Origin of the sequence: Paenibacillus nasutitermitis (genome assembly GCF_014641075.1) — a bacterium.
GTDB classification, from domain to species: domain Bacteria; phylum Bacillota; class Bacilli; order Paenibacillales; family Paenibacillaceae; genus Paenibacillus_Z; species Paenibacillus_Z nasutitermitis.
The window spans coordinates 1,441,230-1,459,864 of the sequence record NZ_BMHP01000002.1 but is presented as its reverse complement, the minus strand read 5'-3'; the positions used below and the strand labels follow the sequence as shown (position 1 = coordinate 1,459,864).

15 protein-coding genes are annotated in these 18,635 nt (G+C 47.8%); 13 read left to right on the top strand and 2 right to left on the bottom strand.

The window, feature by feature from the left end; translation table 11 throughout:
• Positions 1–87: 87 nt before the first annotated feature.
• Genes IEY46_RS16835 through IEY46_RS16825 form a run of 3 tightly spaced genes read left to right on the top strand, consistent with a single transcriptional unit; the run spans position 88 to position 3,219 of the window.
• Complete coding sequence (locus tag IEY46_RS16835; RefSeq protein WP_373288837.1) at positions 88–1,380, top strand: ABC transporter substrate-binding protein; 1,293 nt, start codon at positions 88–90, stop codon at positions 1,378–1,380.
• A 20-nt stretch (positions 1,381–1,400) separates the two neighbouring features.
• Positions 1,401–2,360, top strand: coding sequence for a carbohydrate ABC transporter permease (locus tag IEY46_RS16830; RefSeq protein WP_373288817.1), 960 nt, complete (start codon positions 1,401–1,403; stop codon positions 2,358–2,360).
• A gap of 25 nt (positions 2,361–2,385) precedes the next feature.
• The gene (locus IEY46_RS16825) at positions 2,386–3,219 is read left to right on the top strand and encodes a carbohydrate ABC transporter permease (RefSeq protein ID WP_188993111.1); all 834 of its coding nucleotides are present in this window, start codon (positions 2,386–2,388) and stop codon (positions 3,217–3,219) included.
• A 272-nt stretch (positions 3,220–3,491) separates the two neighbouring features.
• On the opposite strand, the gene IEY46_RS16820 is transcribed toward IEY46_RS16825, so the two are convergent.
• Positions 3,492–4,682, bottom strand: coding sequence for an acyltransferase family protein (locus IEY46_RS16820; RefSeq protein ID WP_188993110.1), 1,191 nt, complete (start codon positions 4,680–4,682; stop codon positions 3,492–3,494).
• Between the two features lie 1,326 nt (positions 4,683–6,008).
• Here IEY46_RS16820 and IEY46_RS16815 point away from each other — a divergent pair.
• Positions 6,009–8,138 (top strand): right-handed parallel beta-helix repeat-containing protein, encoded by a 2,130-nt coding sequence (locus IEY46_RS16815; protein ID WP_188993109.1) that lies wholly within the window; start codon positions 6,009–6,011, stop codon positions 8,136–8,138.
• Between the two features lie 33 nt (positions 8,139–8,171).
• Here IEY46_RS16815 and IEY46_RS16810 read toward each other — a convergent pair whose 3' ends face one another.
• Positions 8,172–9,053 carry a metallophosphoesterase gene (locus IEY46_RS16810; protein WP_188993108.1) on the bottom strand — a complete coding sequence of 294 codons (882 nt, stop codon included), beginning with the start codon at positions 9,051–9,053 and terminating at the stop codon, positions 8,172–8,174.
• A gap of 133 nt (positions 9,054–9,186) precedes the next feature.
• On the opposite strand from IEY46_RS16810, the gene IEY46_RS16805 reads away from it, so the two are divergent.
• From IEY46_RS16805 to IEY46_RS16765, 9 genes are all read left to right on the top strand, one after another.
• Positions 9,187–9,657: a helix-turn-helix domain-containing protein gene (locus IEY46_RS16805; protein WP_308422807.1), complete on the top strand. Its 471-nt coding sequence runs from the start codon at positions 9,187–9,189 to the stop codon at positions 9,655–9,657.
• 96 nt (positions 9,658–9,753) lie between these two features.
• Positions 9,754–10,500: a YveK family protein gene (locus IEY46_RS16800; protein WP_188993107.1), complete on the top strand. Its 747-nt coding sequence runs from the start codon at positions 9,754–9,756 to the stop codon at positions 10,498–10,500.
• Entirely contained in the window at positions 10,490–11,149 is a 660-nt protein-coding gene (locus tag IEY46_RS16795) for a CpsD/CapB family tyrosine-protein kinase (RefSeq protein ID WP_188993106.1), read from the top strand. Before IEY46_RS16800 ends, IEY46_RS16795 begins: the two co-directional genes overlap by 11 nt.
• A gap of 255 nt (positions 11,150–11,404) precedes the next feature.
• Entirely contained in the window at positions 11,405–13,231 is a 1,827-nt protein-coding gene (locus tag IEY46_RS16790; protein WP_188993105.1) for a polysaccharide biosynthesis protein, read from the top strand.
• Positions 13,232–13,256: 25 nt separating this feature from the next.
• Positions 13,257–14,423, top strand: a complete 1,167-nt coding sequence (locus IEY46_RS16785) for a glycosyltransferase family 4 protein (protein WP_188993104.1) — start codon at positions 13,257–13,259, stop codon at positions 14,421–14,423.
• Positions 14,386–15,561, top strand: a complete 1,176-nt coding sequence (locus IEY46_RS16780; protein WP_188993103.1) for a glycosyltransferase — start codon at positions 14,386–14,388, stop codon at positions 15,559–15,561. The genes IEY46_RS16785 and IEY46_RS16780 overlap by 38 nt, the downstream gene beginning before the upstream one ends.
• A complete protein-coding gene (locus IEY46_RS16775; RefSeq protein WP_188993102.1) occupies positions 15,464–16,585 on the top strand; it encodes a glycosyltransferase family 1 protein in 1,122 nt (373 codons plus the stop codon). The genes IEY46_RS16780 and IEY46_RS16775 overlap by 98 nt, the downstream gene beginning before the upstream one ends.
• 15 nt (positions 16,586–16,600) lie before the next feature.
• Positions 16,601–17,506: a glycosyltransferase family 2 protein gene (locus tag IEY46_RS16770; RefSeq protein ID WP_188993101.1), complete on the top strand. Its 906-nt coding sequence runs from the start codon at positions 16,601–16,603 to the stop codon at positions 17,504–17,506.
• Positions 17,507–17,556: 50 nt separating this feature from the next.
• Complete coding sequence (locus IEY46_RS16765; RefSeq protein WP_188993100.1) at positions 17,557–18,630, top strand: EpsG family protein; 1,074 nt, start codon at positions 17,557–17,559, stop codon at positions 18,628–18,630.
• The last annotated feature ends 5 nt before the right edge of the window (positions 18,631–18,635 follow it).

Here is an 18,635-nt window from a genome sequence, read left to right as displayed (position 1 = left end):
GCTTCCAACGATAGCGTTGGCAGCATGATAGTCAATTTGAAGGAGGAGATTCGTTTGAAAAAGCACAAATGGTCGCTGCTCGCACTCATGATGGCTCTTACTTTACTGCTGCAAGCATGCGCAGCAGGCAATAATGAAAAGAAGACCGAAGGGGGCAACACTCCAGCACCCAAAGGAGAAAAAGCAAAGATTACTTGGGCTGTATGGGGGAATCCGGGTGAATTGACACGATTTCAAGAGTTCACAAAAGATTTTAATGACAAACATCCTGATATCGAAGCCGAACTCATTCCCATTCCGGGAGAGTATGACCAGAAAATATTGACCCAGCTTACAGGAGGCAAAGCGCCGGATATTTTCTATGCGGGCGACTCCTTTATCGTGAAGCTGATTGAGAATGGAAGTATTGAAGAGCTCACGCCGCTTATGGATGTGTCAGACAGTATTATCAAGAAGGACGATTTCTATGAAGGGCTGTGGGGCGCTGCGCTTCGCGATAACAAAATCTACGGCATAACGGTAGACTGCAACCCTATGGTGCTCTGGTATAACAAGAAGGTGCTGAAGGATGCGGGAGTAACCGATATGCCTGGTGATCTTCAGGCGAAAGGCGAATGGACATGGGACGCCTTCAAAACGATGACCGAAAAAATCCGCGCAACGGGCAAATATGGTTATGTGCTGGATAATTCCTGGAATAGTACCCACAGCTGGGTAAGCTCTAACGGAGGAAAAGTATATGACGATGCAGGCGCCTATGTCGGCAGCAGCGATCCGAAAGCGAAAGAAGCTTTCCAGTTCCTGTACGATAATGTAAAAGCGAAGAACATTACCTTCTCCGGTACGCTTCCCAAAGGACAAGGCGGCGATGCCATGTTCATGTCCAACCAGGTTGGATTTGTCGGAGCCGGACGCTGGTACCTCCCGCTGTTCAAGAAAAATGCAACTCTCGAATATGATGTGGTCACCTGGCCAACCAATACGGGCAACAAAATTGAGCCAGCCGGTATCCCCACTGCTTATATGGTGTTGAACAAAGCTTCCAAACATAAAGAACCCGCCTATACGTTCCTGACGGAGTTCGTCAGCAAGGAAGGACAAATTTACCGTCTGCAAGGAGGCGGCAATGCGGTTCCGTCCGTCAAAGGCGCGGATGATGTTGTGCTTGAAGGAAATCTGCCGGAGCATGCACAACTGTTCCTGGATGCCCGTGAAGTCGGTTATGCCCTGACGCCTTCCGAAGCAGGTGTTCCGGGACTGAGCAGCGATATTAACTCCCGTTTCGAGGCGCTCTGGCTGAAGAATGAGGATCTGGATACGGCACTGAAGGACATTCAGGATCTGGCCAACAAAAAAATCGACGAATACAAAAAGAAATAAGGTCAGCATAGAAAGTTGGGATGACGATGGATGGGCAAACCAATCAAACGACGAAGGCTGCTGCCTCTATTGGCCCGGAAAAAAATCCGCAGCGGCTGCCTTTAAGTAATAAGAGAGCCGATACGCTATGGGGATACTTCTTCATCTTTCCGCAATTTGTCGGGCTGCTTTGTTTCTCCATGATTCCGCTTGTAATGGCTTTTGTACTGAGCATGATGAATTGGGACGGCTTCGGGAAAAAGTCCTTTGTCGGGCTGGATAACTTTATCTCCCAGTTTAAGGACGAGGAGTTCCGCATCGCAATCGTCAACACATTGTATTACACCGTGTTGACGGTCCCGACCGGGATCTTGCTGGCTCTGCTTGTTGCCATTGGCTTGAACAGGGTGAAGGGAAAGATTTTGTACCGGCTGATTTACTTCATGCCAAGCATTACGATGTCGGTCGCGGTCGCGGTTGTATTCATGTGGCTGTTTAACGCCGATTTCGGATTGATCAACATGTATTTGAAGGAATGGTTCGGAATCACAGGACCCATGTGGTTGACGGATACCCGTTTCGTTATGCCTTCCATTGCGATGCTGAGCATCTGGATGGGACTCGGCACGAATATGGTGCTTTTCCTGGCCGGTCTGCAGGGCATATCGTCGAGTTATTATGAAGCCGCTGAGATTGACGGGGCCAGCAGGTGGCAGCAAATCCGCCATATTACGGTTCCTTTGATTTCACCGACTACGTTTTTTGTGACGATCATGTCGATAATCGGCTCCTTTCAGGTATTCGACCAATCCTTTGTCATGACCTCCGGCGGCCCGGCGAAAGCCAGCTATACCATCGTATTCCATATTTACGAGACGGCGTTCGTCGACTTTACTTTCGGAAAAAGCACGGCATCCGCGGTTATCCTGTTCCTGATGATCTTGACATTAACGCTTTTTCAAATGGCGATATCCAAACGCTGGGTACATTACGAGGACTGACGATTCAGTAAGGAGGAGCAGCGATATGCGGCTTAAAGGCTTACGTATTTCCACACTGGCGCTCCATCTCGTGCTGATTCTGGGAGCTTGTGTAATGGCACTCCCATTCGTATGGATGCTGCTGAGCGCACTTAAGGATTTGTCTCAGGTGTTTATTGTACCGCCGAAGTGGATTCCTAGCCCGTTTATCTGGTCCAATTTCAAGGAATCCCTGACGGCGCTGCCGTTTGGGCGGGCGTATTTCAATAGTTTTTATATCAATGTCATTGTTGTAATGTCGCAGCTTTTAACCTGCTCGATGGCGGCTTATGCGTTTGCCAAAATCCGGTTTCCGATGCGTGAGCCGCTGTTTCTGCTGTTTCTGGCCACGATGATGGTTCCCGGACAAGTGACCATTATTCCGCTTTATCTGATCATGAAGAATATCGATTGGCTGGATTCCCATTTGTCGATTATCGTTCCTTCGGCATTGCTTAATGCCTTCGGCGTATTTCTGCTTCGCCAATTTTTCAAGGGCATTCCCAAGGAAATGGAAGAGGCAGCGATTGTGGATGGAGCCAACCGCTTGACCATCTACGCGCGCATTATGATTCCGCTGGTTAAACCGGCGTTGTCTGCACTGGGGATTTTCACCTTTCTGGGTATGTGGAACAACTTCTTCAATCCTTTGATTTTCCTTAACAGCCCGGATAAATTCACCGTTCCGATGATGCTGAACCTGTATCGGGGAATGTATGCGACGGACTGGACGCTGATGATGGCAGGAGCTGCCATCGCGCTCGTTCCGGTGCTGATCGTCTATATCATTGGGCAGCGGTACATTATTGAAGGCGTGACGCTTTCGGGTATTAAAGGCTGATTGTAAGCAGACTTGTTTCAGGCTTAAAGGGGACCGTGCTGTCAGGTCCCCTTTTTTTTGAACACACTATAGTAAGGCGATAGCAGATTTCTCATATGCATGATAGAAATTCCAAGTTCAACCCATTGCCGCTGCTCCGACAAGACGTATCGGGTGGTCTTTAGCGAAACAAGACGATATAATAACCATCGATCATGCTTCAGATGGCGTTTTTGCATGATTCAATGACAGGAGGTCATTGAACCGCTCAATAATTCAGTAGCTGCAAGGATTCAAGTCGATTTTTGTTCTGCGAAAGTTGCATTAATATTAACTTTTCGGTTTTTACGATTTATTTTTCCAGTCAATAATTTTCCTAACGTTATCGATGGTTTTTCAATGAATTTATACATTAAACTTGCACTAACTAACGTTATGGCTACTGCAATTATATAAATACTCCAGAGTGGAATTAATTTATGCAAGCTATGGATGCAGGCATAGAAAACAACAATATGTATTAAGTACAGACTATAAGATATTTTCCCTAAATAATTAATTATTCTATTTTTTAATATTTCGGAGAATAATGTTGAACTTAATGCTGCCAGAATAAGAAGAGCAGCCCCAAAAGTTATTGCCCATGAGTCTATAACTGTTCTGTAAAAGAAATCAATATTATGAAAAAGAAACATCTTGATAGCAAACGAAGGATGCAAATAGGCATACATCAACAAACCTGCTGAAAAAAACAGGATTTTTATTTTAACGCTAAAATTCATAAATTTATTTTTAAGCCATTCCCTGTGCTGGGCAAGTAATGCGCCTACTATAAACATTCCAGTATAATTAATAGTAGCAAATAATTCTGTTCCAGTAGACTCGGATTCTTGATATTTAAATAAATCGAAGAGTATAACACTGCATATACTAAATAAAAAAGCTAACCCAACACCTTTTTTCCAGTCTAATCTAACTATAAGAAACATGAGGAATGGAAATACAAGTGATATTCTCATCTCATGCACGAGCGACCATACAGCAAAATCCAGATTGCTCAAGAATGTGCCAATGAACAGCAGATGCTCTCTCAGCAATTGACCATTAATAGGCAAGTTCCAAAAGGAATTAAAATAACCGCTCAGCCCATGAATTTCTCCACTATAAAACAATTTACTACAAATTATTGAAGCACCTATCGCAAACAAGTAAGGAATATAAATCCGACAAGCCCGCTTTATAACAAAAGATGAATAGTTTGATTGTTTATTTTTATAAAAAGGAATGGATAGCACAAACCCGCTTAATACAAAAAACAAAATGACCGCTTCTCCGCCAGATATAAATAGCCGCAATGGGCCATATTCAATGAACAATTTGGCTAATTTGTTTTCAACCGGAAATATTCCGTATACATGAAGTAACATTACAGTTAAAGCAGCTAACCCGCGCAGAGAATCCAGTTCTTCATAGCGATTGTGCAAATTCATCCCTCCATTTGTTCTTTATAACGAATTTAAGTTCTTGATAAAGAATATATCAAGGTTTTACAATTTGTTCAACCTTGATTATCTTGATCTTATGAATATACTTTAAAAGATCGTCAATTCGACAGGCATGTTGCATAGTGTGTAAATTTGGTCACGATTCTCATATCAATTGCGCCGGAAGATGTCACCAATGTAAGTCGGCTAGCACGTGAGACCATTCTAGTCGCTGGCATCCCAGCAAATTCTTCTTCAGGAACTGAACCGCTTAAATTGGCTATGTCGATCAAAAGTTGACCACCCCGGAAAAAATGGGCACCAATAGATGCCGGAAAATGAGATTAACACCCGATAGTACCTTCAAATCTCGTCCGATTTTTTGTAGTTACGATGTAGACAAACGTGATAATAAAAGAAATGTTTATTAATGCCATTGGATATAGAATAATAAGAAAAAGTTCGTGAAGCCTTGTAGAATAAGGCAATCGGCATTGATTAAAAGCATTGTATTAAAGAGAGAAATGAGGGACATGGATTCAAATTCCCTCACATTCACGAATATCATCAGAAAAGCGACCGTGTTAGGTCGCTTTTTTACTTAGTAGATTACGTACGGTTTTGAAAGAAGTTTTGAATCGGCGGGGTTTATTTGACTTATAGAAAATTTCCTGCCGAGAAATGATGATCGGAAAAGATGGACGTTGTTCAATGATTGCAGTTTTTTCAGATCGAGTTGGAGATAACAAAGGTAGTGCTAATGTTCAAGTGTTACGTTTAAGAAAACTGCTTCCTTGCTTTTGTAATTTGGTCCTATTACGCTTATAATTCGCAGAATGTTCCGATTATGCTGGATGCCCCTATGCCGGTGATTACGACGTCATTGCCTTTTACGGGAAGAACGGTTTTGTACCTGTCGCAACGCTTCCCGATGTCTATGGCCCCGATGTGTTTCTGCGAAAAATTCTTCATCCTTAAGCAGGGATACAGGATAAAAGTCCATAAGGTGGTATTTGATTCCTATAATTCGGCAATATTATCTACATCTTTGGTAATACCTCCATAGGCAAGAAGATACTGGTTGAATTGCTTGAAAAAGACTATGATAGGTTGGGATAAAAGTGTTCATTCCTTAAATATTGAGCCGATATCCCTGGAATCGACAGGATCAGACCGCACAAGTTTCTCTCATTTGTATGATTGTCTATCACGGATCGACTTCACGTAGTGCTATATTAAGAGTAGCAATGGTAGGGAGCGTAGTTGGCTACACCCCTCCTTGCTTGCTCAGCGCTTCATCAACTTTTAATAAAGGGGGGAGAAGAAATGAAGATCAGAATAGTAGCGATGGCGATGGCGATTATGTTGATCCTGCAGCTCTCAGGGCAGCCGGTAAGATCAACGCCAATAGCCGAAGGCGCTGAAGCCGCTTCTGTTTACGCAATTGAGCTTTCGCGCTTCGGAATTTATAGTGACGGCACACATCCAGTAGAAACGACAAAAGGTATAAATGCCGCTTTGCAGTGGGCATTTGCGAATAATATTCATGCGGTATCGCTGCCATCCGGGAAGTATCTGATCGACAAGAACAGCCGGATCGAGATGGTAAGCGACATGCTCTTTCAGCTGCCTGACGACGCAGTGCTTCAAAAAGAAACGAACGGACGCGAATCCTACGAGATTATGATTGTCGGGTACGGCATCAACAACGTAACACTTCAAGGGGGAACCTATCGCGGCGACAAAGATACCCATGATTATACAAAGAAAGACAATCCGCATACGTCTGGGAAACATGAGAGCGGATATGGCATTCAGACCCAAGGACCTGTCAATCTGAAGATCGACGGGATAAAAGCGATTAATTTTACAGGTGATGGCTTGGCATTAGGGGGCAAAAACACGCTGGCGAAGGACCTTTATGAAGGAAGTTTTGTGTCCGGCGGCATTGATGATCAGGGACGTATGGTCACGAATGCCAATAAAGTCAGGACGAAGACTGCGCTTGACTTTTCCAATCCGATATTCAAGAAAGAGCGTCAGTTTGAGCTGGCGAACCCGGTTAATTTACCGTTTGCCGCCGATTTGTATTTCTATGACAAAGCCGGCAAATTTCTTAAAAAATTGGCAAATGTGAAAATGAGGGATCTGATTGATATTCCGGCGCAGGCGGATCATTTTTATGTGGTGTTTGCCAAAGCCAGCACCAAAGGCGCTTATGTGGAGTTTTGGAATCGTGCTTTAACCCGGGACTCGCTCGTCACGAATTCGGAATTCGCTTTTAACCGGCGTCAGGGCATTACGGTTGGCGGCGCGGATAATGTGACGATAAGCAACAACGCGATTCACGATATAAAAGGCATTGCGCCGCAATCCGGGATTGACGTCGAAGGCGGGTTTGGCGAGAACGGAAACCGCAACAGCAATATTTATATCAAAAAGAATCAGTTCTATAATAATGCCGCTTATGATGTTATTCTGTACGACGGCCGTGACGCAGTGGTGGAGGGAAATAATATGGCATCCAAGGGGGCAATTGGCCTTGCGGTATCCGATCCATTCTCAGGGGCGCGCGTAATCGACAATAACTTTGACGGTTCGCGTATTTCCGCAACCAATGATGCCGTATTCATCGGCAACAAAATGAATGATTCCTATACGTATTTCGAGGGACCCAATATAACTATCGATGGAATGGTGCTGAAGGATTCCAGATTCTCTGTAAGCGCCAAGGTTGCATTCGGGGTCAGCGTCAACAATATAACGATGTATAACAACAAAAAAAGCGATTCGGGATTAGCTGTCTGGGGTCAGCCGATTCATATTAAAAATATGACGATTAATGGCGAACCGACACTGCGTGCCGTTACCGGAGGTGCGATAGGAAGCATTTTCGATAATTTGAAGGTGATTGGCTTCAACTCCGAATATGGTTTATCACTGCCGCCCGGCACGTACAACAACTGTGTATTTGAAGGAGCAGAGGGCGGAAGGTTCGGCTCGGTGCAAGCCGTGATGGCCGGCAAGTATGAATTTAATAAATGTTCGTTTATTTCCAACTCGACTGTCATTGCCAATTTCCTCGGGGAACATCCCAAGCTTGACCTGACGATCAAGAATTCGACCTTTAAGCTCCGTGGCAATACGCAGGCCATCAGTGTTCAATCCGCAGCGAATGTCTTGCTGGAGAATAATACGATTACAGCAGACAAGCTGACAAGCACAAGTACGGAATTGATTAAGCTGAATGATTACTGGAAGCGGAGCGACCGGTACGATATTTTGAAGGCATCTATAACAGGTAATCGGATTGTGTCAAACATTGCTGCAGTGGGCATTTCAACCGTTTATGCAGGCGTCGGAGCACCAGCCTATATCGTGCAGAACAACAACCTGCATCTGGCTGTACTTTCTCTCAAAACGAATGATAAAGCCTCCGGGAACACCAAGACATGAGGGCAATCAACAATTAACACCTGCTGATACGGATTAATGTTCCGCAGGCAGATCCCCCGTCAATGTTAATACGGTGATTTCCGGACGGCACCAGAATCGGACGGGATAGGTGGAAACGCCTATCCCTCGATTGGTATACAGCATTAATTTCTTCTGGCCGCTCCTCAATTCATACAGGCCATCCGGATATTTGCGCGCAAGCTCAGGAGTAAACAAAGCCCCGTAATAAGGAAGACGTACTTGTCCCCCATGGCTGTGCCCCGACAACTGCAAATCGACATTATAACGGAGTACTTCATCTGCAATATCCGGCTCATGCGCGAGCAGGATGGTGAACGATTCGCCGCCGTCCGGAAGCAGAGCTCCATCCAGATCGTGGCTGCCTCTGAGCACATCGTCGATACCGGCAATCCGCATGAGCTGCCCTCCATGCTCAATAAGTTCCCAAGCATTATCCAAGACGCGAAAGCCGCCTTTATCCAGGATCGAGGCGACTTTTTCTGCACCAGTTGTATAATCATGATTTCCCAGCACAGCCCACTTCCCAAGGGGCACCTTCAGGAGGCCGAGCAGGCGGGAGCATTCTTCAGCGCTGGAACCGATTGAAGTATCGTAGAGATCGCCAGTGAAGCATAAGAGATCAGGCTGAAGCTCCTGAAGTCTTGCGACAAGCTCTTCCATCCGCTCCAGACCATAATGAAAGTCCAGATGGATGTCGCTGAAATGCACAATACGCAGCCCCTCGTAACTTGCGGGAAGATTGGAGTAACCAAGCTTCTTGCTCACAATCCGGATCATCCTGGGTTCCAGATACCGCGAATAAGCAAAGCCCGAAGGAACAGCCAACATGGCGCCCAGCAGCCAGCTGCTTTTTTTGAGAAAGGTTCGCCGTGATACATATCGTTCTGTTTTCATAAGAAATCCCACCGCTGATTTTTTTTTCATTCATTATAGCAAATTTGAACCATGACGCTTGATATGTTCGTTATAAAGAACTACAATGATTGTATGGCAAACGGCGAGGTGATGCAAATATGACAGGCCGCCTATGATGAATCTGTTCATTCCATCCATCTCGACAAGAACAAAAATGAGGGAGAAATTTATGATTGGAGACCGGATAAAAAATCTGCGGGTCAAAAAAGGCTATTCGATAACCGAGCTTGCGGACCTGGCGGGTGTTTCCAAATCTTATTTGAGTTATATGGAACGAAATGTGCATAATAATCCCTCGCTTCAGATGCTTGCGAAGATCGCCGCTCCTCTGGAAACCAGTATTGAATTCCTGCTGGAAGACCGGGATCCTCCCGGCTTGCAAATCGATGATATATTGGATGAGGAATGGAAAACGATTATCCGCAAAGCGGTCGACGAAGGCATGAGCAGAGCGGATCTGCAGGACAGCAAGGACCTCATCGTGCTCAAACAATGGAAAGAGCACAATGTGGATGCCTGTTTGCATATTAACCGGTATAACAAAACATCGACTTTTATTGTCCTGCATATCAATTATGGTTAATAAGTCGCATTGCTGTATTGACATGTTCTATATAAAGAACTAATATGGACTTATATTGTTCTTTATAAATAACAAAAGCAAAGAGCGGGTGACCAAATGGAAGCGCAGGGTCAGGAAGTAAACGGGAGCAAAAGAAGAACTACAGAAAGAGAAATTAATCTAAAGGCATTATTTATCATCATCCGAAGACGGTTGTGGATCGTTGCCTTGTCAACGGTTTTGTTCTCTATTATCGGCTATGCCTACCATTCCATCCCTGAAACTCCCCTTTACAGTTCTGCTTCCAGAATTATAATCGGAGCGGACAATGCAGAGATGATGAACACACTTAAAGTTATGGTCCGGGAACCGATCGTGCTGGATGAGGTGATCAAGGAGCTTGGATTAGGACGTTCTTCCGGAGCCCTGAGACAGCAGATCAGCGTAAATGCCGTGGATGGCTCTTCAGTTACGATCGTTTCGGTTGTGGATCCCAATCCGGCCCTCGCTCCCATTATTGCAAATGCCGTCATTAAGGAATTTCAGGTGCGTGCTGGCGAAACATTGAATGTCAAATCTATAAAAGTGCTGTCTGAGGCACAGACCTATGCGAATCCCGTACCCATCAACCCAAAAAGCAATCGGATTCTGTATGCGGCATTCCTGGCAGGAATCGCAATCGGCATTGGGCTGATTTTCCTGATAGATTCTTTGGATGACTCATTGAAATCCGGTCAGGAAATCGAGAATTTGTTAGGCTTGCAGATGCTTGGTCAGGTCTCGAGAATGAAAGTGCGGAAGCAGCCCGACAAGCAAAAGCAAAAGAAAAGTATAGCGCTGCGGGGTGAAACGATTGGATCATAAACGACACAAGCCAGGAAAACATACCGCCAATGCCTGTCTGATGAGCTACCTTCAACCCTATTCCGCTTCGGCTGAGCAGTACAAGGCGATCCGCAACAATATCCGTTACGCCTCCCGTGGCAAAATGTTCCATACCATGATTGTTACTTCCCCTTCTCCGGGAGAAGGCAAAACGACAGCTGCTGTTAACTTGGCCGTATGTATGGCACAGCAGGGGGAAACCGTTCTGCTTATCGATACGAATATCCGCAAGCCGGTTCTGCAGCATGTTTTTGGCCTGGAGACGGCAGCGGGACTAACGAATGTGCTGGCAGGACAGGTGGATTCGGAGAACGCCATTCACCAATCGGAAATTGAGAAGCTGGATGTGCTCCCGAGTGGTCCAATGATGGTTAATTCCATCGAAATGCTTGATTCCCATCGGATGGCTCAGGTGCTGGAGTATGCGGGCAGCCGCTACGATAAAGTCATTTTCGACAGCGCACCGGTATTGGGCCACCCCGATACCAGTGCGCTGGCTACCCGGTGCGATGGTGTCATTCTTGTATTCAACAGCGGTAAAACCAAGCAGGAACATGCGCTTGAAGCCAAAAGTGCGCTGGAATTTGCCGGAGCGACCTTATTAGGGGCCGTATTGAATAAGAAATAGGCTGCAGGCGCAAAGGTCCGGAGGCCAAAGGGGTGAAATCACAATTCAGAGCTTTCAGTCTGGTCTTCCGTTCGTTATAAAGAACGTCACTGTTCTTCGTAGTCTGGACTTGTCTATCGCGTAAGTTGAGATTTACCTATGCGGTCTTTGGCGAAGACCCTATAGGTAAGCCCTCAAACGAAAGGGGATACAACCTCTGAATCACGGCTCAGATTTGTCGGCTGTTTAATTTGGATGGAAAGGGTGAACCTGACTTTGACTTATCGACAACGGCTTGCCTTCTTAATTCTCTCGGATTCCCTTATTGTGCTGGGCGCCATATTCTTCAGCAGATTTCTGGTCAGCGCAACTTTGAATGTGTTTACCTTTCCCATCATTAGCAGCTCCGTCGTTCTGCTTCTCAGCCATCACGGGTTTGCTTTTCATTACAAGTTGTATAAGAAGGCCTGGGAATATGCGAGCTTTGGGGAGCTGCTGAACATTACCAAGGCGATTACGCTATCCATTATTACGGCTGCGTTCATTCAGCAGATTATTTATTACGATGTTTATTTCCGCCTTCTGGCTGTCACGTGGATGATGCATATTCTGTTTATCGGATGTTCGCGGTTATCCTGGCGCCTGCTGCGGGATACCTACATCGGCCAGCAGGGAGTCCGTAAACGCACGCTCATTATAGGAGCCGGGGCAGCGGGTACAATGGTCGCCAGGCAGCTGCTTGGCAATTTGGACAAAGAATTGATGCCGCTGGCATTTATTGACGATAACGCCAAAAAACATCATCTGGACATACTGGGCATTCCGGTTGTAGGCGGTGTGGCGAGCATTGAAAATAAAGCCCGCGAGCTTTCCATTGACCATATCGTAATCGCGATTCCTTCCCTGAATAAAAATCAGCTCAAAAAGATCATTCATGAATGCGCCAAGACGACAGCCAAGACCCAGATCATTCCCATGCTGGAGGATCTGGCGACCGGCAAGGTTTCCGTCAGTCAATTCCGTGATGTGCAGGTGGAAGACCTGCTCGGCAGAGAGCCGGTAGAGCTGGATATTGAAAGTATTTCGGACTATGTAACAGGCCGGGTTGTTCTGGTCACCGGTGCAGGCGGGTCAATCGGTTCGGAGGTATGCAGGCAGATTGCACGATTCCACCCGAGCAAGCTGATTTTATTGGGCCATGGCGAGAACAGCATTTATTCGATCGAGATGGAATTGAAGGAAACGTTCGGACATACGGAAATCGAATTTATTACGGAAATAGCGGAGCTGCAGGATCTCGACAAAATGATGTCCGTGATGAATACCTATCATCCGCATGTCGTTTACCATGCCGCCGCACACAAGCATGTGCCGTTAATGGAGCGGAATCCGGAAGAAGCTTTGAAGAACAATATTATCGGCACCTGGAATGCCGCGAGGGCGGCAAGCCATCACCGGGTAGGAACATTCGTCATGATTTCGTCGGATAAAGCGGTTAATCCTACAAGCGTTATGGGCGCGACCAAACGGATCGCGGAGATGATTATCCAGCATATGGCATGTTACAGCTCGACAAGATTTGTTGCGGTCAGGTTCGGCAATGTGCTCGGCAGCCGGGGCAGCGTTATTCCGCTGTTCAAGAAGCAGATTGAGCAAGGGGGGCCGGTAACCGTGACCCATCCTGACATGGTCCGGTATTTCATGACGATTCCCGAGGCTTCCAGGCTGGTCATCCAGGCGGGGGCGCTTGCCCAAGGCGGGGAGATTTTTGTACTGGATATGGGTGAACCGGTGAAAATTATGGAACTGGCCAAAAATGTCATCCGCATGTCGGGTTATACGGTGGAAGAGATCGGAATTCGTTATACGGGAATCCGGCCTGGAGAGAAGCTGTTTGAAGAGCTGCTTTCCGCGGATGAGGTGTACGAGAAACAGGTCTATCCCAAAATCTATGTAGGCCGCTCCTCCGAAGTTCAGATTGGTGAAATCGAGAATTTATTGGCTACTTACCATACGCATACCAAAGCAGAGCTTCGGGAAAGGCTGCTGGATTTCGCAAACAACAGAATCGCTTTTCCAACACTTCTGTCCGTATCCGGTTAACTTATGAGATGGGAGGGTGATGGTTATGCCCCCGAAGATATTATTTGTCGCAACGGTGGATACGCATTTCAGAGCTTTTCATCTGCCGGTACTGGAGTGGTTTAAGACGCAGGGATGGGAAGTGCATGTCGCGGCCAAGGGGGAGCATCAGCTCCCGTTTACAGATAAGAAATTTAATATTGCCATCGAGCGTTCGCCGCTTCGCTCTCGCAATCTCAAGGCCTGCCGACAGTTAAAAGCGCTTATAGCGCAGCACAACTACCAAATTGTTCATTGTCATACGCCGATGGGGGGCGTCCTGACCCGGCTGGCCGCACGCAGCGCCAGAAAAAACGGTACCCGTGTTCTTTATACCGCGCATGGCTTCCACTTCTGCAAAGGCGCTCCGCTGTTGAACTGGCTGTTCTATTATCCGGTTGAGAAAGCGCTGGCACATCTGACGGATTGCCTCATTACGATCAATGAAGAGGATTACCGCCTTGCCGCCGCTAGAGAATTTAAGGTCAAGCGGCTTGTCCGCGTGCACGGGGTGGGTGTCGATAACCAGCGTTATGCTCCTGCCGGTCAACAGGAGAAAGCCAGACTGCGGCATAATTTCAACTTTGGCAAGCAAGAAATCCTGTTCTTCTACGCGGCTGAATTCAACGGCAACAAAAATCATCAGCTGCTCATTCATGCCCTTGCCAGAATCAAGGGCCAGACTCCGACGCTAAAGCTGCTTCTGGCAGGCGATGGACCGCTGCTGGAGGAATGCCGAAGCCTTGCCACAACACTTGGAGTACAGCAAAAAATCGCATTTCTCGGTTACCGGAATGATATCGACCGTCTCCTGCCGATGTGCGATGCGGCTGCCGCTTCCAGTCTGCGGGAGGGACTACCGGTCAATATCTTGGAGGCGATGGCTTGCGGCCTGCCTATTGTGGCAACGGCGAACAGGGGACATTCGGAACTGGTCAGAGATGGCCGGAACGGATTTGTCGTTCCTGCGGATGATGTATCCCAGATGGCAAGCCGACTGCTCCAGCTCTACCAATCGGGAGAGCTGCGCAAGCGCATGGGAGCGATGAGCCTTCATGACGTGGCGGCCTATTCCATTACGCAGGTCCTTCAGGAGCTGGAACATGTGTATTCGAAATTTATGACGGAGGACAGCCATGAAACCCAAAGTCAGTATCATCGTGCCTATTTATAATATGGGGAACTATTTGGGCCGATGTATGGACAGCTTACTCGCCCAAACCTATCCCGACCTGGAAATTGTCGCCGTCAATGACGGGTCGCAGGATGAGAGCCTGGCGATTCTGGAGCGGTATGCGGAGGCGGACAGCAGGGTTGTCATTATCAATCAGGCGAACAGCGGGGTATCAGCAGCGCGAAATGCCGGTATAAAGGCGTCCGCAGGGCAGTATATCGGATTTGTCGATCCGGATGACTGGGTGGATCAGACTATGTATGCCCAACTGCTGACAGCAGCCATCCAGAATGATGCGGACATTGTAATGTGTGCTTATACCCGTGAATTCGGCAGCCATGCCAGAATAAAGTCCTTTTCCATGCCCCCTTTGTCGGTCAGCAGAGGTGAAGAAATTCACTCCCGCTGGTTGAGACGGCTGTTTGGGCCGCTGGGGAAGGAACTGGCCGAGCCGGATTATTTGGACGCATGGGGAACGGTCTGGTCCAAGCTGTACCGCTCGACATTGCTGAAGGAGAACAACCTGCATTTTGTCGATCTGCAGATTGTCGGCACCAATGAGGATACGCTGTTTAATATCGGTGCCTTTTATCATGCCGGCTCCTTCGTTTTTGTCAATCGTCCGCTCTATCATTATTGGCGTGCCAACACGGACTCCATTACAACGGTCTATAATTCGCAGCTTGCGGAGAAATTCGAACAGCTTTACTGCCATATGGAAACCTTCATCTCCGAGCACCATTTGTCAGATGATTTTCGCAAAGCCCTGTTGAACAGGGTGAGTGTGAACCTTGTGGGGCTGGGGCTGAATATCGCAGGCAGTGGAAATCCGGTTTCTGTACTTGTTAAAGTCAATTCTCTGCGCAAGCTGATCGGAAGTGCCCGGTTTCGTCATTCCCTTGCAGGGTTTAGACTTTCCTATTGCAGGGGACCGTGGCGGATATTTTTTGCATGTGCCAAGCTAAAACTTTCTTTCAGCCTCTATTTAATGCTTCGGGCTATGAACAGGATGAGAACCATACCTAAAGGAGGGAGAGCCTATGAGACCGGTTCGAATTTTGCAGGTGGTAACCGTGATGAACCGCGGCGGCCTGGAGACGATGATTATGAATTACTACAGGCAAATGGATCGCGCTAAAATCCAGTTTGATTTCATGGTGCACCGTGCCGGGCAGGGCCATTATGATGATGAGATCCTTGCGTTGGGCGGCAAAATCCACCGCATGCCGCAGATCAGACCCGGCGCCTACCGGTCGTATTTTAAGCAGCTGGACATCTTTTTTGCAGAGCATCCGGAGTATGGCCTGGTTCATGCCCATATCAATGAGAACAGCAGCTTTGTGCTGCGGGCCGCCAGAAAAGCCGGGGTTCCCTGCCGCATTGCCCATAGTCACCTCAGTGATCTTGGATTCGATAAGAAGCTCCCTTTCCGGCTTTATGCCAGGTACGCCATGAAGGATCACCCCAACAGTTATTTCGCTTGCTCACGCAAGGCGGGGGAATGGCTGTTTGGCAGAAGGATTCATGGACAGAGCCCGCTGATTGTCATGCATAATGCCGTACCTGTTCAGGAATTTTCATTTCAACCCGCTGTCAGGCATCAAATCCGAGATGAGTTGAATGCGGAAGGACGCCTCGTTATTGGTCATATCGGAAGATTCAACATGCAGAAAAACCACGAGTTTCTCATCGATGTGTTTCAGGCCGTTCACCACCGGAATCCGGATGCGCTGCTGGTGCTTGCAGGCGAAGGCCAGTTGAAGTCGGCGATGCAGCGCAAGGCGGAGAAGCTTGGCTTGTCGCAGCACATCAGATTCCTCGGCGTCCGGACGGATATTTCCAGGCTGCTGCAGGGGATGGATCTGTTTCTGTTTCCTTCCCGGTTCGAGGGGCTGCCGGTCGTACTGATCGAAGCGCAGGCTGCAGGTCTGAAATGCGTCGTTTCCGACGCCATCACAAGGGAAGCCGATGTGACCGGAAGGCTTCAATACGCCAGCTTGCAAGAATCGCCGGAAGCCTGGGCAAGGTACATCCTGGAGAGCACCTATGAGCATGAGGACACGGCCGAAGCGCTGCGTAAACAGGGCTATGATACAGGGGTCATGGCCAAGTGGCTCGGCGAATATTACATCAACCGTTTGGCTGCCGCTGACGCCAGGTAAGAGGAGAGTGCCGCTTTGAGCCCGCTACTGACTGTATTTACACCCACTTATAATCGAGCCTATACGCTGCATCTGTGTTATGAGAGTCTCAAACGTCAGAGCTGCCGGGATTTTCTCTGGCTTATTATCGATGACGGCTCCGGGGACGGGACACGGGATCTTGTTGCAGGCTGGATCAGGGAAGGTCTGGTGCCGATCCGTTATCATTATCAGGAGAATCAAGGCATGCATAGCGCACATAATGCCGCTTACGAGAGAATCGATACGGAGCTAAACGTCTGTATCGATTCTGATGATTATATGACGGACGATGCGGTGGAGCGGATCATCACGTTCTGGCAGGCCTATGGCAGCCGGAACTATGCGGGAATTGTCGGGCTGGATGCAGCTCCGGATGGAAGCTGGATCGGAACGGCAATGCCCGAAGGACTTAAGGCCTCCACGCTTACCGACCTTTATGCCAAGCATGGGGTTAAAGGGGATAAGAAACTGGTCTACCGCTCGGAGCTTACCCGGAAATCCCCGCCATACCCCATCTTTCAGGGGGAGAAATATTGTCCGCTTTCCTGCAAATATATTCTGATTGACCAGCAGTATCCGCTGCTCGTGATGAATGAGCCGCTCTGTATCGTCGAATACAGGCCTGACGGGTCAAGCATGAACATGATCCGACAGTACCGGCGAAATCCGCAGGGCTTCCGGTTTTTCCGCAAAATCGCCATGCGTTACGCACCTTCCTTCAAGGAGCGTCTGCGGGAAAGCGTGCATTATGTATCCAGCAGTCTGATGTCGGGCAGCCGCCGGTTTCTGCGCGAGTCTCCATGCAAGTGGACGACCCTGCTAGCTTTGCCGCTGGGTTGCTTGCTCTATCTGTATATTCAGAAGACAAACAGGGCGGCTGTAAATGAGATAGGCGGCTAAAAAAGATATACAGCTGACGGAAATACCCATTGGGGAGGAGGAGAATGGCAATGCCGATTTTGTGGCTGGATTTGCTGCTTGTGTCTGGTTTTGCCTGGATGGCGAGGTATTTCGCTATTCCTTCCACATCGGGACCCGCGCTGATCAATCCGAATAAGATGTTGGCGGTTATGGCTGCTCTCGCACTGATCCTCGTTGCCGGACTGCGCCTCAATATCGGGGATACCTTCTTCTATATGCACAGCTACAAAGAGACCGATTTTCGCTGGGATTATGTGATTCAGCAGAAGGACATGGGCTTCAATCTGTTGCAAATGGCGTTGAAGTCAATGTCGGACGACCCCCAAATACTTATATTCGTTACCGCCTTGATCACCAATGCGCTGATCGTGCTTGTGCTGTACCGCTATACAAGACTGTTCGAGCTGGGGTTGTACCTATATATCACGACAGGCGCCTTCATTGTTTCGATGAACGGCATCAGGCAGTATTTGGCTGCTGCAATCGCTTTTGCCGCTACGAAGTACTTGCTTGAGGGCAATGTGTACAAGTACATGTCGGTCGTACTGGTAGCTTCCTTCTTCCATCAAAGCGCCCTGGTCATGATTCCGCTGTATTTCATCGTTCGCCGCAAAGCCTGGACAGGAGCCACCTTCGGCATGCTCCTGCTGGCTATCGCTATTGTCATGGGGTACAACCAGTTTTCGGATATGCTGTTCACGGCGATCAAAGACACCCAATACGGTCAGTACAGCACCTTCTCCGAGGGCGGGGCCAATGTGCTCCGGGTGTTAATTGACTCCGTGCCGCTGGTGATTGCGTTCATGGGCCGGGAGAAGCTGCGGACGGTTTTTCCCAAAGTGGATATTATCGTTAATTTGGCTACTTTGGGCTTCGTTCTGATGGTTATTTCTACACAGAACTGGATATTTGCGCGTATGGCCATCTATTTCAGCCTTTATCAAATCATTTTGATGACATGGATCATTCTGTGTTTCCGGAAGAAGGATCGGAAGCTGATCTATTTTACGATGGTGATCCTGTACTTGATTTTTTTCTTCTATGAGAATGTGATTACGCTGGGACTTGATTACAGAAGCGCTTATCTGATTTGGCCATTTTAAAAGGA

What these genes read in the sequence shown, in the direction of transcription:
- IEY46_RS16765 (WP_188993100.1), top strand. Translation starts at nt 17,557, where the DNA reads ATGCCGATTTTGTGGCTGGATTTGCTGCTTGTGTCTGGTTTTGCCTGG.
- IEY46_RS16775 (WP_188993102.1), top strand. Translation starts at nt 15,464, where the DNA reads ATGAGACCGGTTCGAATTTTGCAGGTGGTAACCGTGATGAACCGCGGC.
- IEY46_RS16825 (WP_188993111.1), top strand. Translation starts at nt 2,386, where the DNA reads ATGCGGCTTAAAGGCTTACGTATTTCCACACTGGCGCTCCATCTCGTG.
- IEY46_RS16830 (WP_373288817.1), top strand. Translation starts at nt 1,401, where the DNA reads ATGACGATGGATGGGCAAACCAATCAAACGACGAAGGCTGCTGCCTCT.
- IEY46_RS16810 (WP_188993108.1), bottom strand. Translation starts at nt 9,053, where the DNA reads ATGAAAACAGAACGATATGTATCACGGCGAACCTTTCTCAAAAAAAGC.
- IEY46_RS16785 (WP_188993104.1), top strand. Translation starts at nt 13,257, where the DNA reads ATGCCCCCGAAGATATTATTTGTCGCAACGGTGGATACGCATTTCAGA.
- IEY46_RS16815 (WP_188993109.1), top strand. Translation starts at nt 6,009, where the DNA reads ATGAAGATCAGAATAGTAGCGATGGCGATGGCGATTATGTTGATCCTG.
- IEY46_RS16805 (WP_308422807.1), top strand. Translation starts at nt 9,187, where the DNA reads ATGATGAATCTGTTCATTCCATCCATCTCGACAAGAACAAAAATGAGG.
- IEY46_RS16835 (WP_373288837.1), top strand. Translation starts at nt 88, where the DNA reads ATGATGGCTCTTACTTTACTGCTGCAAGCATGCGCAGCAGGCAATAAT.
- IEY46_RS16780 (WP_188993103.1), top strand. Translation starts at nt 14,386, where the DNA reads ATGAAACCCAAAGTCAGTATCATCGTGCCTATTTATAATATGGGGAAC.
- IEY46_RS16800 (WP_188993107.1), top strand. Translation starts at nt 9,754, where the DNA reads ATGGAAGCGCAGGGTCAGGAAGTAAACGGGAGCAAAAGAAGAACTACA.